The organism is Tropicibacter naphthalenivorans, from assembly GCF_900176475.1.
In the GTDB taxonomy this organism is placed as follows: Bacteria; Pseudomonadota; Alphaproteobacteria; order Rhodobacterales; family Rhodobacteraceae; genus Tropicibacter; species Tropicibacter naphthalenivorans.
This window is the reverse complement of record NZ_FWXX01000003.1, coordinates 295,190-309,093: the sequence shown is the minus strand read 5'-3', so window position 1 is coordinate 309,093 and position 13,904 is coordinate 295,190. Positions and strand designations below refer to the sequence as shown.

The window sequence follows — 13,904 nt, the reverse complement described above, 5'->3', positions numbered from 1 at the left end:
CTATTGCTTTTGCTGCTTTGCGGCCCCGCCTTGGCGGACACCGTGCGTGTGGCCACTTGGGATGGCAAGTTCAGCCGCAAACACCCCGGCATATTGGTCAAGGAACTGGCCTCTGGCGATCCTGTCCCCGGCGTCGATGTGATCGCCGAGGCGTCGCCCGACGTCCTGCTGCTTACGGATTTGGACTATGACGCGGGGCTTGTGGCCTTGCGGCTGTTGGCGGACCAAGCAGGCGGCTACCCCCATCTTTTTGCGCAAAGGCCAAATACCGGGCGCCCGACAGGACTGGATCTGGACGGGGATGGCCGTCTGGGTGGGCCGGGGGACGCCCAAGGGTTTGGGTGGTTTTCCGGGCAATCAGGGATGGCCGTACTGTCACGCTATCCCGTTGAATTGATTTCTGACAACAGCGCGATCCTTTGGCGAGACGTACCCAGCACCGCCATGGTGCCAGAGGACACCGGTCACGACATCCAACGCCTTGCCAGCTCTGGATTTTGGGCACTCAGGATCGACGCGCCCACGCCCTTTACCCTGCTGACGCTCGCCGCCACCCCGCCGGTTTTCGACGGTCCAGAGGATCGCAATGGGCGGCGAGGGCGGGACGAAGTGTTGTTTTGGCCCAATCGGTTAAGCAATCCCGCAACAGCGCCGCCCGCGCCGTGGGTCATCGCGGGCAAGTTCAATATTGACCCAATGCGCGGCGACGGACGGCACGAGGCCGCCCGCGCGGTTTTGGCCGATCCGCGCTGGACCGACCCTTTGCCCGGACAGCCCACCGCCGCGTGGGACGATCTGGGCGAGCTGCGGCTAAGCTATGTCCTGCCCGACCGGGCTTTGCCTGTCTTGGACGCAGGCGTCACACCGCCCGCGCCGGACGCCGGGCCGCATCGCCTTGTTTGGGTTGATCTGGACCTTGCCCCAACACAGGCGCAACCGCCGCGGCCACCGCCTCGGCCGGGTCCGTCGCGGTGAAATCTGGCAACGCCTCTGCAAGGCTGTCCTCGGTCAGGAAGTGTGGCTTGTCCCACAAATAGCGCATTTCCAGCAGCCGCCGCGCCATACCCCAAAAGGGCCGCAGCACCTGCAAGGGCAACCAAGACATGCGCTTGACCTGTACCGGTTTTTGGATCGCCTGCGCGCAAAGCTCTGCCAACGCGCGCCCGGTCAGTGTGTAGCCCGGAAAGGCGATGTCGGCGAAAGTCGGCAGGCTGTCCCGACGCTCGACCAGCTTGACCGCAGCCCGTGCCATATCCGGCAGAAACGCCCAAGCGTGCGGTACATCGGGGTCGCCCGGGTAGGTCAGCACGCCCTTTTTCAGTGTCTTGGCCATCTGCATGTCGAACCAATTACCCGACGCTTGGGTGTCCAGAAAATCGCCGGCACGCAACAGGATCACCCGGCAGCCACTGTCTCGCAGGGCACGCTCGGCATTGATGCGGATTTGCCCCATGGGATTGGTCGCGCCATGAGGCTGATGCGGGCCGAAATCAGGCGCGGCATCGGCGCCAAAAACATAGACGTTGCCGGGATATAGGATCGTCGCCCTTGATGCCTTGGCCGCCGCGATTACACGCTGCATCTGCTCGGCCACCTGCCCTTCCCATTGGTCGTAGGGCGGGTTCCAGCCATGCACGATCACATCGACGCCTTCGGCATCCGCCGTCAGGTCGCCGCGTTTGCGATCATGCAGCGTCACGCTCCACCCGGCATTCCAGAACGCCTCGGCCATGTTGCGCCCAAAGCGCCCGCTACCGCCCAGAATAAGAACTCGTCCAACCATGGCACGCTCCTGTGTCTCAACCAAAGGCAGGTTCCGCTATTCACCTGCATTCGTGAATTGGCAAATGTCGCAGGTCATGTATTCATAGATGAATGGACAAATCGCTCTCTTCGCTGGACTGGTCGCTGGTGCAGACCATTTTGACCGTGGCCGAAACCGGTTCGCTGTCAGAGGCCGCGCGGCAATTGGGCCTGTCGCAGCCCACCGTGGGGCGGCAAATCCAAAAGGCCGAAGAGGTTCTGGACGTCACCCTGTTTCACCGCCAAGCGCGCGGCTTTGCCATCACGCCCTGCGGCGCGAGCCTGCTGCCCCACGCGCGGACAATGGCCGAGGCAATGCGCGCCCTGCACCTGAGCGCGGCGGGCCATTCGCACCGGCTGAGCGGGCCGGTCAGGATCACCGCCAGCGTCTTTACCGCGCATCACCACTTGCCGCCGATCATCGCGCGCATCCGCGAGGCCGAGCCGGATATCAGCATTGATCTGGTGCCTTCGGACGCCTCGGAAAACCTACTCTACCGCGAGGCGGACATTGCCGTGCGCATGTACCGAACCGAACAATTAGATATTGTCACCAAACACTTGGGTGATCTCAGCCTTGGGGTCTACGCCGCGCAATCCTATGTGCAAAGACGCGGACGCCCCACCAGCATGGCCGAACTGCTCCAGCACGATCTGGTGGGCTTTGACCGCTCGGACCGGTTGCTGCGAGGGCTGCGCGAATTCGGCGTCGATGCCCAGCGCGACTGGTTCGCCACGCGCACCGATGACCACGGCGTTTACCTTGAACTGATCCGCGCGGGCTGTGGCATCGGCTTTGCGCAGAACAACGTGGCGCAGCGCTTTTCCGATCTCGAGCAACTGCTGCCGGACCTACCCGTGCCGGGCCTGCCGCTGTGGCTGGCCGCACACGAAGCGGTGCGCACCACGCCGCGCATCCGGCGGGTCTGGGACCTGCTCGAAGAGGGGCTCATGCCCTTCGTTTCTTGACCTTACGCCCCCCAGAGGCTACCCGAGCGGCAATCCATGAAACCTGAAGGACTGCCCGAAATGACCAATCCCTCGCTCCTTATCCTGGCCGGTGACGGCATCGGCCCCGAAGTCATGACCGAAGTCCGCAAGGTCATCGACTGGTTCGGTGCCAAGCGCGACCTGAAATTCGACGTGAGCGAGGATCTCGTGGGCGGTTGCGCCTATGACAAGCACGGCACGCCGCTGCACGACGACACCATGGCCAAGGCGCAAGAAGTCGACGCGGTTCTGCTGGGCGCCGTCGGTGGCCCCAAGTACGACACCCTTGATTTTAGCGTTAAGCCCGAGCGCGGCCTGCTGCGCCTGCGCAAGGAAATGGACTTGTACGCCAACCTGCGCCCGGCCCAGTGCTTTGACGCGCTGGCGGATTTCTCGTCGTTGAAAAAGGACGTTGTCGCCGGTCTGGACATCATGATCGTGCGCGAGCTGACCTCGGGCATCTACTTTGGCGAGCCGCGCGGCATCATCGAAGAGGGCAACGAGCGTGTGGGCATCAACACCCAGCGTTACACCGAGTCGGAAATCGACCGCGTGGCGCGCAGCGCGTTTGAACTGGCGATGCGCCGCGACAAGAAACTGTGCTCGATGGAAAAGGCCAACGTCATGGAATCCGGCGTCCTGTGGCGCGAAGTCGTGACCGAGGTGGCCAAGGACTACCCGGAGGTCGAGCTGTCGCACATGTACGCCGACGCCGGCGCGATGCAGCTGTGCCGCTGGCCCAAGCAGTTCGACGTGATCGTGACCGACAACCTGTTCGGTGACCTCTTGTCCGACGCCGCCGCGATGCTGACCGGCTCTCTGGGTATGCTGCCGTCCGCGTCGCTGGGCGCGCCCATGGCGAACGGTCGCCCCAAGGCGCTGTACGAGCCCGTGCACGGCTCTGCCCCCGACATCGCGGGCCAGGGCAAGGCGAACCCGATCGCTTGTGTGCTGAGCTTTGCCATGGCGCTGCGGTACTCGTTCGATCAGGGCGACGAAGCGACTCGCCTCGAGCAAGCCATCGAAAAGGTTCTGGCCGACGGCTATCGCACCGCCGACCTGCTGGGCGAAGAGGGCAAACAGCCCGTGTCCACCTCTGAGATGGGTGATGCCATCGTCGCGGCGCTGGACGCCTCGCTGTAAATTCCCGCTTCTCGCGGAGATGTGCGCCTCGGCCCGGTGGTCGGGGCGCATTTGCGTTTAAGCGCCTTGCATCCCGGCGCGGCCTGTTGCTAGCGTCGGGTTAGCACGCAAAAACAGGCTTCCCCCATGTCTTCGAACGCACAAGGCGCGATCTATGCGCTTATCGCCTTTGGTATTTTCGCCACGCATGACGTGGTCATCAAGTTCCTTGGGGGCACCTATTCACCGTTTCAGGTGATCTTTTTCTCGACGCTGATGTCCTTCCCGTTGGTCAGCTTTATGCTGATGAACGACACGACTCACGGCAATTTGCGGCCCGTGCATCCGTGGTGGACGGCAATCCGCACCACCTGCGCGATGCTGAACGGGATGTGCGCGTTCTATGCCTTTTCGGTGCTGCCGCTGGCACAGACCTATGCGATTCTCTTTGCCTCGCCCTTGCTGATCACGCTGATTTCGATCCCATTGCTCGGGGAAAAGGTCGGCTGGCGGCGTCTTGTTGCCGTGGGCGTTGGTCTGCTGGGGGTTCTGGTGGTGCTGCGGCCCGGCTCGACCGAGCTGTCCATGGGGCATCTGGCGGCCATGGGCTCTGCGGTGTTCGGCGCGGTCGCCTCGATCATCGTGCGCAAAGTGGGGCGCGAAGAACGCTCTGTCGTGTTGCTGCTGTATCCGATGGCGGCGAACTTTGTCGTGGTTGGCGCGCTGATGCTGACCGTCTACAAGCCCATGCCGCTGCCGCATCTGGGTGGTACGGCTTTGATTTCCTTGCTGGGTTTCATTGCCGGGCTGTTCTTGATCATGGCGTACAAAGCGGGCGAGGCCGCCATCGTCGCCCCCATGCAGTACAGCCAGATCATCTGGGCCTCGGCCTATGGGTTCTTTTTGTTTAACGAGACGGTGGACACGTTTACCTTGATTGGGTCGGCGATCATCATCGGCTCTGGCGTCTATATCGTGTCCCGCGAAAGCGCGAAGGGGGATTCGCAAACGCCGGTCCTGCGGACCCGTTCGCGGGGGTATGGCGCAAGTTTTCGCATCTCTCCCTTCCTAAGATCGCGAAAAGCGGTGAAATGAGCCTTGCCATTGCCGCGCAGAGCTTGTAATCCGCGCCTCACGGTCGGGCTGTAGCGCAGCCTGGTAGCGCACCTGCTTCGGGAGCAGGGGGTCGGAGGTTCGAATCCTCTCAGCCCGACCAATTACCTTACAGCGGCATCTACCAAATCAGCACGGCGAAAGCCTGCCGATCGGCCCGTGGTTTCCCCCCGATCTGTCATAAATCAGAGACAAGCCCGGCGTAGTCAGGTTTCATGTTTCAGTGGGACTGATTCGAACCATTGGGGGATGGAAAGATGACTCAGATTGATCCGCTACGCTTTGTGCTGGCCTGCATGTTTGGCCGCAGCGAAAACACCGCACTGCGTCAGGCAATGCGGTGGGTTCGGGGCGAGCCGCCCAAGCTTTACGAGCTTTAATTTACTTGAATGAACGGGGGTTTACCGCCCCCGCCGATCGTTAACGCTTACCAAGCGTTGTAGGACAAGTATTTGCCGGACATCTCGACCTTGACCCGGTCGCCCTTTTCGTCCGGCACGCGGGTGACGGACATATCAAAGTCGATGGCCGACATGATGCCGTCGCCGAATTCTTCGTGGATCAGCGCCTTGAGCGTCGGGCCATAGACGCCGACGATCTCGTAGAAACGATAGATGCACGGGTCGGTGGGCACGGTCTGCGACCAGATCTTGGTCGGGCTTTCGGTCAGCGCGTCCACCGTGTCGGCGGGCAGATCCAGCAGCGTGGCAATCGCCTCTGCCTTGTCCTGCGGAAAGGCGTTCATCCCCATACAGGCGCTGTGCGTCCAGACCGGGTTCATGCCGATCTTTTCGGCGATTTCTTCCCATTTCAGACCCATCTGCTTTTTCGCGACGAGGATCGCGGCGGTGGCGTCTTCCTTGGTGTAAAGCTCTGATATAATGGTGTCTTTCATGGTCTTGCTCCCTGTTAGGTGGCCAGTTGAAGGATGAGAAAAAGGCAAAGCAGCGCCAGCGCGGCGGACAGGCTTTGCCAGAACCGAAGCGGGCTCCGCGCCATAAGCGGCACGGGCCGCAGGGCTTGCGCACCGGGCAAGTGCAGGTCGGATTGGAACTCGGACAGCGCGTTGTAGCGGCGCAGCGGATCGGGGTGCAGCGCACGTTTCAGCGCGGCATCGACCCACAGCGGGACGGCGTTGGTTTCGTCATGGGCGGGCGTGTAGGTCAGGCGCGCGGCATCCCGGCGCGAGGTGATCTGCGCCACGCGGGTGCCATAGGGCAGACGCCCCGTCAGCATTTCATAGGCGATGCAGGCCAGCGCGTATTGGTCCGACCGCCAAGACGCCGCGTCGCCGGTCAGGTACTCGGGCGCCGTGTACTGATACGTGCCGGGCATTTGCCCCAGCAGCCCCGGCGCGGCCTCTTCGACACCGGCCACGGCGACAGAGCCAAGGTCGATGATCTTGGCGGTGCCATCGGCGTCGATCATGACGTTCTCGGGGCGGAGATCTTGGTGAATCATCTCGCGCCGATGCAGCGCGCGCAGGCCCATGGCGATCTGGTCGATGATCCCGCGCACCTCGGTCAGAGGCGCGCCGGGGTGGTCGGCCATCCATTCCCGCAGGGTCACGCCCTGCACGTATTCCGACACAATATATAGCGAGGTCCGCGCGCGCTGGGGGGGGACTTTCACCACATGCGGGGATTTGACCCGCCGCGCGATCCACTCCTCCAGCATAAAGCGCTTGAGGTAAGTGCCGTCCTCGGCTGTCTCGCTTGCCGGAATTTTGAGAGCGACTTGCGTCCCATCCGGCCCGGCAGCAAGGTAAACGTGGCTGCGGGCGCTGGCGTGAATGGGGCGGATAATTCGGTAGTCATCCAGCATATCCCCGGCGTTCGGCAGCGGCGGCAAGGGCAGGCTGTCCAGCTCGGCCAGCGCATCGCCACTGTCGGGCAAAGCCTCGATCCGCACGATCTGAACGGTCAGGTTGTCGTCAGAGCCAATGGCCAAAGCGTGCTCGGCGATCTGCTGCGCGGCGGCATCCAGATCGGGCGCCAGCAAGGCGGCGCGGACGGTGGCGGTGTCGATGAAATCATGCACGCCGTCGGTGGTCAGCAGGAACACATCGCCGGGGCGCAGATCGACCTTGCGATAATCCACGTCCAGATGCGGCTCTATCCCCATGCCGCGGCCCAGATAGCTTTCGGTGGCGGACAGGGTCACACGGTGATCAAGGGTCAGCGGCTCAAGGCTGTCGCCCGTCAGACGCGCCACTCGGCTGTCACCGACGTGCAGGACGTGCCCCGTGCGCCCCTTGAGGATCAGCGCGGACAGGGTACAGACGCGGCCTGCGTTAATGTCTGTTACCGAACGGTTCTGCCCGTGCAGCCAAGCGTTTGTGGCGCGGATCACCTGTGTCGCGGCATTGCGCACGGTCCAGGCGTCGGAGGTGGCGTAGTAATCGGTCAGCAGCGCCTTGACGCTGGTCTCTGCGGCCTCGCGGCTGGTGGCGCTGGAGCTGATGCCATCGGCCACCGCCAGCACGATCCCTTTGTGGGTCAGGGCCTCACCGCCGGGAATCAGCGCGCCGTGAAAATCTTGGTTCAACGGCTTGCGCCCTGCGGCGCTATAGGCCCCGATGGACACGGTCAACTGCGCTTGATCACCAGTATCGCGGGGCATCGGGCTGATCCCAAAAGAAAAAAACCGGCCCCGCCGTGAGGAGCGGGACCGGAGAGGGAGCGATTTATTCCGCCGGCATCGCCGAGGTGTCGTCGTTGCGCTCTGCGTTGCGCTTGGGGCTTTCGCGGAAGTGCGTGGCGTAGATCATCGCGCCGACAAAGGTCAGACCGCCCACGAGGTTGCCCAGAACCACCGGGATTTCGTTGTAGGCGAGGTAGTCGAACCAGGTGAACTCACCGCCCAGCATGATACCCGAGGGGAACAGGAACATGTTGACGATCGAGTGCTCAAACCCGAGGTAGAAGAAGACGATGATCGGCATCCACATGGCCATGATCTTGCCCGAGACGCTGTTCGACATCATCGCGGCGACGACGCCGGTGGACACCATCCAGTTGCACAGGATCGCACGGACGAACACGGTCAGCAGGCCTGCGCCGCCAGCGGCCGCATAGCCCAAGGTCCGCGCCTCGCCGATGGTGCCGATCTTTTGGCCGACAGCGTTGGGTTCCTGGCTAAAGCCCATGGTAAAGATGATCGCCATCAGCACAGCCGTGGTCATGGCACCGGCAAAGTTGCCGCAGAACACCAGACCCCAGTTGCGGAAAACGCCTTTCCACGTGCAGCCGGGGCGCTTGGCGATCACCGCCAGCGGGGCCAGCGTGAACACACCCGTCAGCAGGTCAAAACCCAGCAGGTACAGCGTGCAGAAGCCAACGGGGAACAGCAGCGACGCCACGAGGAAGTTGCCGGTCTGCACCGCGATGGTCACCGCAAAGGCCGCTGCCAGCGCGAGGATCGCCCCCGCCATATAAGAGCGGATCAGGGTGTCTTTGGTTGCCATGAAAATCTTGGATTCTCCGGCGTCGACCATCTTGGCCGCAAATTCCTTTGGTTGGATATAAGACATTGTCTTTTGGTCCTTTCGTAGGGAGATTTTAGCCGATCAGGCCGAGAGATTGAGGTAGATGTCGCGGCCCTCAAGACGGACCGGGAAAGAGGCGGTGGCCCCCTCGTCGGCGCCCTGGGCGGTGCCATCTTCGAGCGAGATCACCCAGTTGTGCAGCGGGCAGGTGACGCAGCCACCGTGCACGATGCCGTTGGACAGCGGGCCAGCCTTGTGGGGGCACTTGTCTTCCAGCGCGAAAACGCGGTCGTCGCTGGTGCGGAACACCGCGATGGTCATCTCGGCGTTCTTGACGCAGCGCGCGCCTTGGCGGGGGATGTCGTCGATGGTGCCAACGTGGCGCCAGGTCAGGTCGGTTTCAGCCAATGCAACGTTCATTCTGCGGCCTCCAATGCGGCGTCGAGGACAGCCATCGGTTTGAATTCATGGGATTCTGCGCCTGCGACACGCTCGGCCCAGGGGTCGATCTGCGCGAAGGTCTGCGAATAGGCAAAGCGGTCGGCAAAGGCTTTGCGCGCGTCCAGATCGTCAAAGATCACGTCGCGGATGTGGTCGTAGCCAATCCGGTCCGCCCACTTGTAGATCCGTTCAAGGTAGAAGCCCGTCTCGCGGTAGTACTGGGTCAGCGCGCCGATGGTCTCGATGACCTCTTCTTCGGTGGCGACCTTGCCTAGCATCGTGGTGCCCTGGATGTGCAGGCCCGCCGCGCCGCCGTAGACGATTTCGTAACCGCTATCGACGCAGATCACGCCGATGTCCTTGCAGGTCGCCTCGGCGCAGTTGCGCGGGCAGCCGGTGACGGCAAGCTTGAGTTTCGCAGGTGCCCAAGAGCCCCAGAGGTATTTTTCCAGTTTGATCCCAAGCCCGGTCGAATCCTGCGTGCCAAAGCGGCACCAGTCCGTCCCGACGCAGGTTTTGACGGTCCGCAGACCCTTGGAGTAGGCCGCGCCAGAGATCATGCCCGCCTTGTTCAGGTCTGCCCAAACGGGGATGAGGTCTTCTTTTTTGACGCCCAGCAGGTCGATGCGCTGGCCGCCGGTCACCTTGACGCTGGGAATGTCGTATTTGTCCGCCACGTCGGCGATGGCGCGCAGCTCATCGGGGGTTGTCATGCCGCCAAACATGCGCGGGACGACGCTGTAGGTGCCGTCTTTTTGGATGTTGGCGTGCACGCGTTCGTTAATGAAACGGCTCTGCTGGTCGTCCTTGTACTCGCCCGGCCAGTCCGCCACGAGGTAGTAGTTCAGCGCGGGGCGGCACTTGGCGCAGCCCTCGGCGGTGGTCCACTCCAGCTCTTGCATGATGGCGGGGATGGATTTCAGACCCTTCGCCTTGATCAGGCGGCGCACGTCGCCGTGGCCCAGCGTGGTGCAGCCGCACATGCCTTCGGGCGCCTTGGACATGGCATCGCCCAGCGTCAGCGCCATGAGGTTTTCCACCAGCCCCGTGCAGGTCCCGCAAGAGGCGCTGGCCTTGGTGTGGGCGCGGACGTCTCCGAGCGAAGTCAAACCCTTAGCGGTGATGGCGTTCACGATGTCGCCCTTGCAGATGCCGTTGCAGCCGCAGATCTCGGCGTCGTCCGCAAGGTTCGCCACTGCCGCCAGCGGATTGACCGCGCCGCCGCCCTGGTAGTTCTGACCAAAGATCAGCGTCTCGCGCATCTCGCTGACATCCTGACCGGATTTCAGCATCTCGTTGTACCACGCGCCGTCGGCGGTATCGCCATACAGCACCGCGCCGATGACCTTGTTGTCGCGCAGGATCACGCGGCGGTAGGTGCCCTTGGCCGCGTCGCGCAGCACCACGTCTTCCATGCCGGGGCCGTCGCCAAACTCACCCACGGAATAGAGGTTAACGCCGGTGACCTTGAGCTTGGTCGGCGTTTCCGAGTGCATGAATTCCTTGTCGCAGGTGCCACAGAGGTGCGAAGCGGCCACGCGCGCCATCTGGTAGAGCGGCGCGACCAGACCATAGACGCGGCCATCGACCTCGGCGCATTCGCCAACGGTAAAGATGTCGGGGTCAGAGGTGCGCAGCGACGCGTCGGCCACGATGCCCCGGTTGACGGTCAGGCCGGCCTCTTGGGCGACGGCGACGTTGGGGCGGATGCCCACCGCCATGACGACCAGCGTCGCGTCGATCATGGTGCCGTCGTCGAGTTCGATCGCCTCGACCGCATCTTTGCCGTGGATCGCCTTGGTATTCGCACCGCAGCGGATGTCGATGCCGCGCGCTTCCAGTTCCTTTTGCAGCAAGTAGCCCGCCGCCGGGTCCAGCTGGCGTTCCATCAGGGTCGGCATCAGGTGCAGCACGGTCACGTCCATGCCACGCATCTTCAGACCCGCTGCGGCTTCGAGCCCCAGCAGACCGCCGCCGATGACCACCGCGCGGCCACCCTTTTCGGCTGCGGCCAGCATCCCGTCGACGTCGTTCAGATCGCGGTAGGCCAGCACGCCCGGCAGATCGTGGCCGGGGCAGGGAATGATAAAGGGGTTGGAGCCGGTGGCGATGACCAGCTTGTCATAGGGCGCGGTGATCCCGCCTTCGGAGGTCACGGTCTTGGCTTCGCGGTCAATATGCGTCACCTTTTCGCCGCGATGCAGCGTGATGCCGTGATCCTCGTACCAGGCATCGCCATGGATGATGATGTCTTCGTAGGTTTTTTCGCCCGACAGAACCGGCGACAGCATGATGCGGTCGTAGTTCACGCGCGGTTCGGCGTTGAAAATGGTGACGTCATAGTCGGTGCTGGTCTCGAACAGGTGCTCTAGCATCCGGCCGGGGGCCATACCGTTACCAATGATGACAAGACGTTGCTTGGTCATGGGGACTCCGTGTGATCTGCTGGTGCGGAACCGGAGGTCTGACCGGGCCGCGGCGATTTCTGTCTGGAAAGCAAGGCATTACGGCGCATGGCCTCCCTTTGCTCTGACGATCAGAGCAGCGAAGCAGCGCCTTTGCTGCGTGCCCTCGTTCGGGGCGAATGACGGAAATTGCCGCGCCGTTGCGGCTGTGTGGTGGGTCGTCCCACCGTCTCTAAATTTAACGTAAAAAGCCGTTGGGATTGCCGCAACGGTTTTCTAGAAAAGCGCGACGCTTTGGCCTGTAAAAAATGCTGCTTTGCAGAAACGCCTGAATTTTGGGCGATTCACGCTGGGATTTGGGCGGGCTTTGAGCGGACAAATAAGCAGCCAAAGATGGAATCGCCGCCCGAAAATGAGAAAAGGCGCCGCACGGGGCGACGCCTTTCCTTGTCCGATGTGAGTGGAATTACTCGGACAGCACGAACGGCGCGGTGTAGTTCGCGACGTTTTCCGGGGTGATCAGCAGGCAGTCGAACAGCTGCTTTTCCTCGGCAACGGCGGGCGAGCCGTTCTTGATGTAGTGGTCGGCCTGACGCACGGCTTCTTCGGCAAAAACAGCGACCGGCTGAAGCACGGTGTAGGCCATTTCGCCCGCTTTCACCGCTTCGACCGCGTCGGGCGAGCCGTCGAAACCGCCAACCACGGTGCCTTCGAGCTTGCCGGCTTCTTTCAGAGCGGCAATTGCGCCCAGCGCCATCTCGTCGTTGCCAGAGATCACAGCGTTGATTTCAGGGTTCGCCTGAATGATCGACTGCATCTTGTTGTAGCCCTGCGTACGGTCCCAGTTGGCCACTTCCTGAGCGACTTTTTCCAGGTCGCCGTACTGCGACAGCACGGTGTTGTAGCCGTTGGAACGGGTCGCGGCATTGTTGTCGGACGGGTTGCCGAAGAATTCGACGAACTTGCCTTCTTCGCCGACGATTTCCTGCCAAGCGACCGCGCCCAGCGCTGCGCCTTGGGCGTTGTTGGACACCAGCTGCGCGATGGCGATGCCGGATTCGTTGATTTCCGCGTTCACGAGGAAGACGGGGATACCCGCGTCGGTTGCCTTGCGGACCACGCCGACCGAACCGTCTGCGTTCGCCGGGTCAAGGATGATCGCCTTGGCACCGTTGGTGATGGCGGCGTCGATCAGGTTGGATTCGACGTTGGTGTCCCCCTTGTGCGCTGCGACGGTGGCGTCATAGCCCAGCTCTTCTGCGGTGGCCTTGGCGACTTCGCCTTCGGTGAACCAGTAGGGGTTCGCCGGGTCGTTGACGATGATCGAGATCAGGCCTTCGGCCCAGGCGCTACCGGCCATCAGCGGCAGGGTAGCAACGGCGGCGAGCAGGGCGCGCTTGGTCATTTTCATCATTTGGTAGTCTCCCTTTTGATATGGTTGCCGGGTGGGCCGGCGGTGTCCGCGTGGGGTCTCCTCGCCCCAGACGTCGCGAATGGTTGGGGTCAGGTGCGCTTGCCCTTGCCCCCGTATTGGATGGAGTTGAGCATCACGGCGAGCACGATGACCGCGCCGGTAAAGACGGTCTGCCAGTAGGACGACACGCCGATGATCACGAGGCCGTCGGACAGAAAGCCGATGACAAAGGCCCCCAGGAGCGTGCCGCGCACCGTGCCGCGCCCGCCCATCAGGCTTGCGCCGCCGACCACAACCGCGGCGATGGCCGTCAGTTCGTAGGTGGTGCCCGCGGTGGGGCCCGCCGAAGTCAGCTGCGACGACAGCACGAGGCCCGCGATGGCGGCACAGACGCCGGACAGCATGTAAACGGTGATCTGCACGCGCTTGACCGGAACGCCGGACAGCTCGGCGGCGCGCTCGTTCCCGCCAGAGGAATACAGCCAGCGGCCAAAGGCGGTGCGCGCCAGCAGCAGCCCGGCGGCAATGGCGACCACGGCAAGGATGATCACGCCCACCGGCACACCGGCGATGCGGTTAAAGCCCAGCCAGTCAAAGCCGGTGTTCCCCAGATCGGCGCTGCCCGACAGGTTGTTGTAGGTCAGACCGTTGGTCATCAGCAGCGCCACGCCGCGCGCCACATAGAGCGAGCCAAGCGTCGCCACAAAGGCAGGCACCTTGAACCAGGCGACCAGCGCGCCGTTGCAGAACCCGACAAAGGCACCCAAGGCCAGCGTCAGCACAACCACTGCCCAGACGGGAGGGTACAGGATCACGCCTGCGGATTCGATCTCGACCCCTTGCATGAGGAACCCCGCGAACACGCCGGTCAGCCCCAGCACAGACCCCACCGACAGATCGATCCCGCCGTTGAGGATCACCAGCATCATGCCGATCGCCAGCAGGCCAAAGATCGCCACGTGGTTGGCCATGATGAGAAAGTTCGACACGGTCGCATAGTTCGGCGACAGGATCGAAAAGATCACGATAATCGCGATCAGGGCGAAAAAGGCGCGGCCCTCCAGCAGCAGCTGCACGATGTTGAAGCTGCTCTTTTTGGATGCGGTGCCTGCGGTGGTGTCCGACATGT

General features: G+C 62.8%; 13 protein-coding genes and 1 tRNA gene. 6 read left to right on the top strand and 8 right to left on the bottom strand.

The window, feature by feature from the left end; translation table 11 throughout:
- Positions 1-42: 42 nt before the first annotated feature.
- On the top strand, positions 43-975 hold the full coding sequence (locus tag B9A11_RS09410) for an endonuclease/exonuclease/phosphatase family protein (protein ID WP_234988786.1): 933 nt from the start codon (positions 43-45) through the stop codon (positions 973-975).
- On the opposite strand, the gene B9A11_RS09405 is transcribed toward B9A11_RS09410, so the two are convergent.
- Positions 860-1,783 carry a Rossmann-fold NAD(P)-binding domain-containing protein gene (locus B9A11_RS09405; RefSeq protein WP_058248136.1) on the bottom strand — a complete coding sequence of 308 codons (924 nt, stop codon included), beginning with the start codon at positions 1,781-1,783 and terminating at the stop codon, positions 860-862. The genes B9A11_RS09410 and B9A11_RS09405 overlap by 116 nt on opposite strands.
- Positions 1,784-1,875: 92 nt before the next feature.
- On the opposite strand from B9A11_RS09405, the gene B9A11_RS09400 reads away from it, so the two are divergent.
- From B9A11_RS09400 to B9A11_RS22445, 5 genes are all read left to right on the top strand, one after another.
- On the top strand, positions 1,876-2,772 hold the full coding sequence (locus B9A11_RS09400) for a LysR family transcriptional regulator (protein ID WP_058248135.1): 897 nt from the start codon (positions 1,876-1,878) through the stop codon (positions 2,770-2,772).
- A 60-nt stretch (positions 2,773-2,832) separates the two neighbouring features.
- On the top strand, positions 2,833-3,936 hold the full coding sequence (gene leuB, locus B9A11_RS09395) for a 3-isopropylmalate dehydrogenase (RefSeq protein WP_058248134.1): 1,104 nt from the start codon (positions 2,833-2,835) through the stop codon (positions 3,934-3,936).
- Positions 3,937-4,062: 126 nt separating this feature from the next.
- Positions 4,063-5,010, top strand: a complete 948-nt coding sequence (locus tag B9A11_RS09390; RefSeq protein WP_058248133.1) for a DMT family transporter — start codon at positions 4,063-4,065, stop codon at positions 5,008-5,010.
- Positions 5,011-5,054: 44 nt separating this feature from the next.
- A tRNA-Pro gene (locus B9A11_RS09385) sits at positions 5,055-5,131 on the top strand.
- A 154-nt stretch (positions 5,132-5,285) separates the two neighbouring features.
- Positions 5,286-5,408 carry a hypothetical protein gene (locus tag B9A11_RS22445; RefSeq protein ID WP_268811239.1) on the top strand — a complete coding sequence of 41 codons (123 nt, stop codon included), beginning with the start codon at positions 5,286-5,288 and terminating at the stop codon, positions 5,406-5,408.
- 47 nt (positions 5,409-5,455) lie between these two features.
- Here B9A11_RS22445 and cynS read toward each other — a convergent pair whose 3' ends face one another.
- The 7 genes from cynS to B9A11_RS09350 all read right to left on the bottom strand — a co-directional run bounded on the left by cynS (position 5,456) and on the right by B9A11_RS09350 (position 13,902).
- Entirely contained in the window at positions 5,456-5,923 is a 468-nt protein-coding gene (cynS, locus tag B9A11_RS09380) for a cyanase (RefSeq protein ID WP_058248132.1), read from the bottom strand.
- A gap of 14 nt (positions 5,924-5,937) precedes the next feature.
- Positions 5,938-7,650, bottom strand: coding sequence for a bifunctional protein-serine/threonine kinase/phosphatase (locus B9A11_RS09375; protein ID WP_058248131.1), 1,713 nt, complete (start codon positions 7,648-7,650; stop codon positions 5,938-5,940).
- 64 nt (positions 7,651-7,714) lie between these two features.
- The gene (locus tag B9A11_RS09370) at positions 7,715-8,560 is read right to left on the bottom strand and encodes a formate/nitrite transporter family protein (protein WP_058248130.1); all 846 of its coding nucleotides are present in this window, start codon (positions 8,558-8,560) and stop codon (positions 7,715-7,717) included.
- 36 nt (positions 8,561-8,596) lie between these two features.
- The gene (gene nirD / locus B9A11_RS09365; RefSeq protein ID WP_143595844.1) at positions 8,597-8,935 is read right to left on the bottom strand and encodes a nitrite reductase small subunit NirD; all 339 of its coding nucleotides are present in this window, start codon (positions 8,933-8,935) and stop codon (positions 8,597-8,599) included.
- A complete protein-coding gene (nirB, locus tag B9A11_RS09360; RefSeq protein ID WP_058248129.1) occupies positions 8,932-11,382 on the bottom strand; it encodes a nitrite reductase large subunit NirB in 2,451 nt (816 codons plus the stop codon). Before nirB ends, nirD begins: the two co-directional genes overlap by 4 nt.
- A 445-nt stretch (positions 11,383-11,827) precedes the next feature.
- Positions 11,828-12,775, bottom strand: a complete 948-nt coding sequence (locus B9A11_RS09355) for a D-ribose ABC transporter substrate-binding protein (RefSeq protein ID WP_058248128.1) — start codon at positions 12,773-12,775, stop codon at positions 11,828-11,830.
- Positions 12,776-12,864: 89 nt separating this feature from the next.
- Entirely contained in the window at positions 12,865-13,902 is a 1,038-nt protein-coding gene (locus B9A11_RS09350) for an ABC transporter permease (RefSeq protein WP_058248127.1), read from the bottom strand.
- Positions 13,903-13,904: the final 2 nt, after the last annotated feature.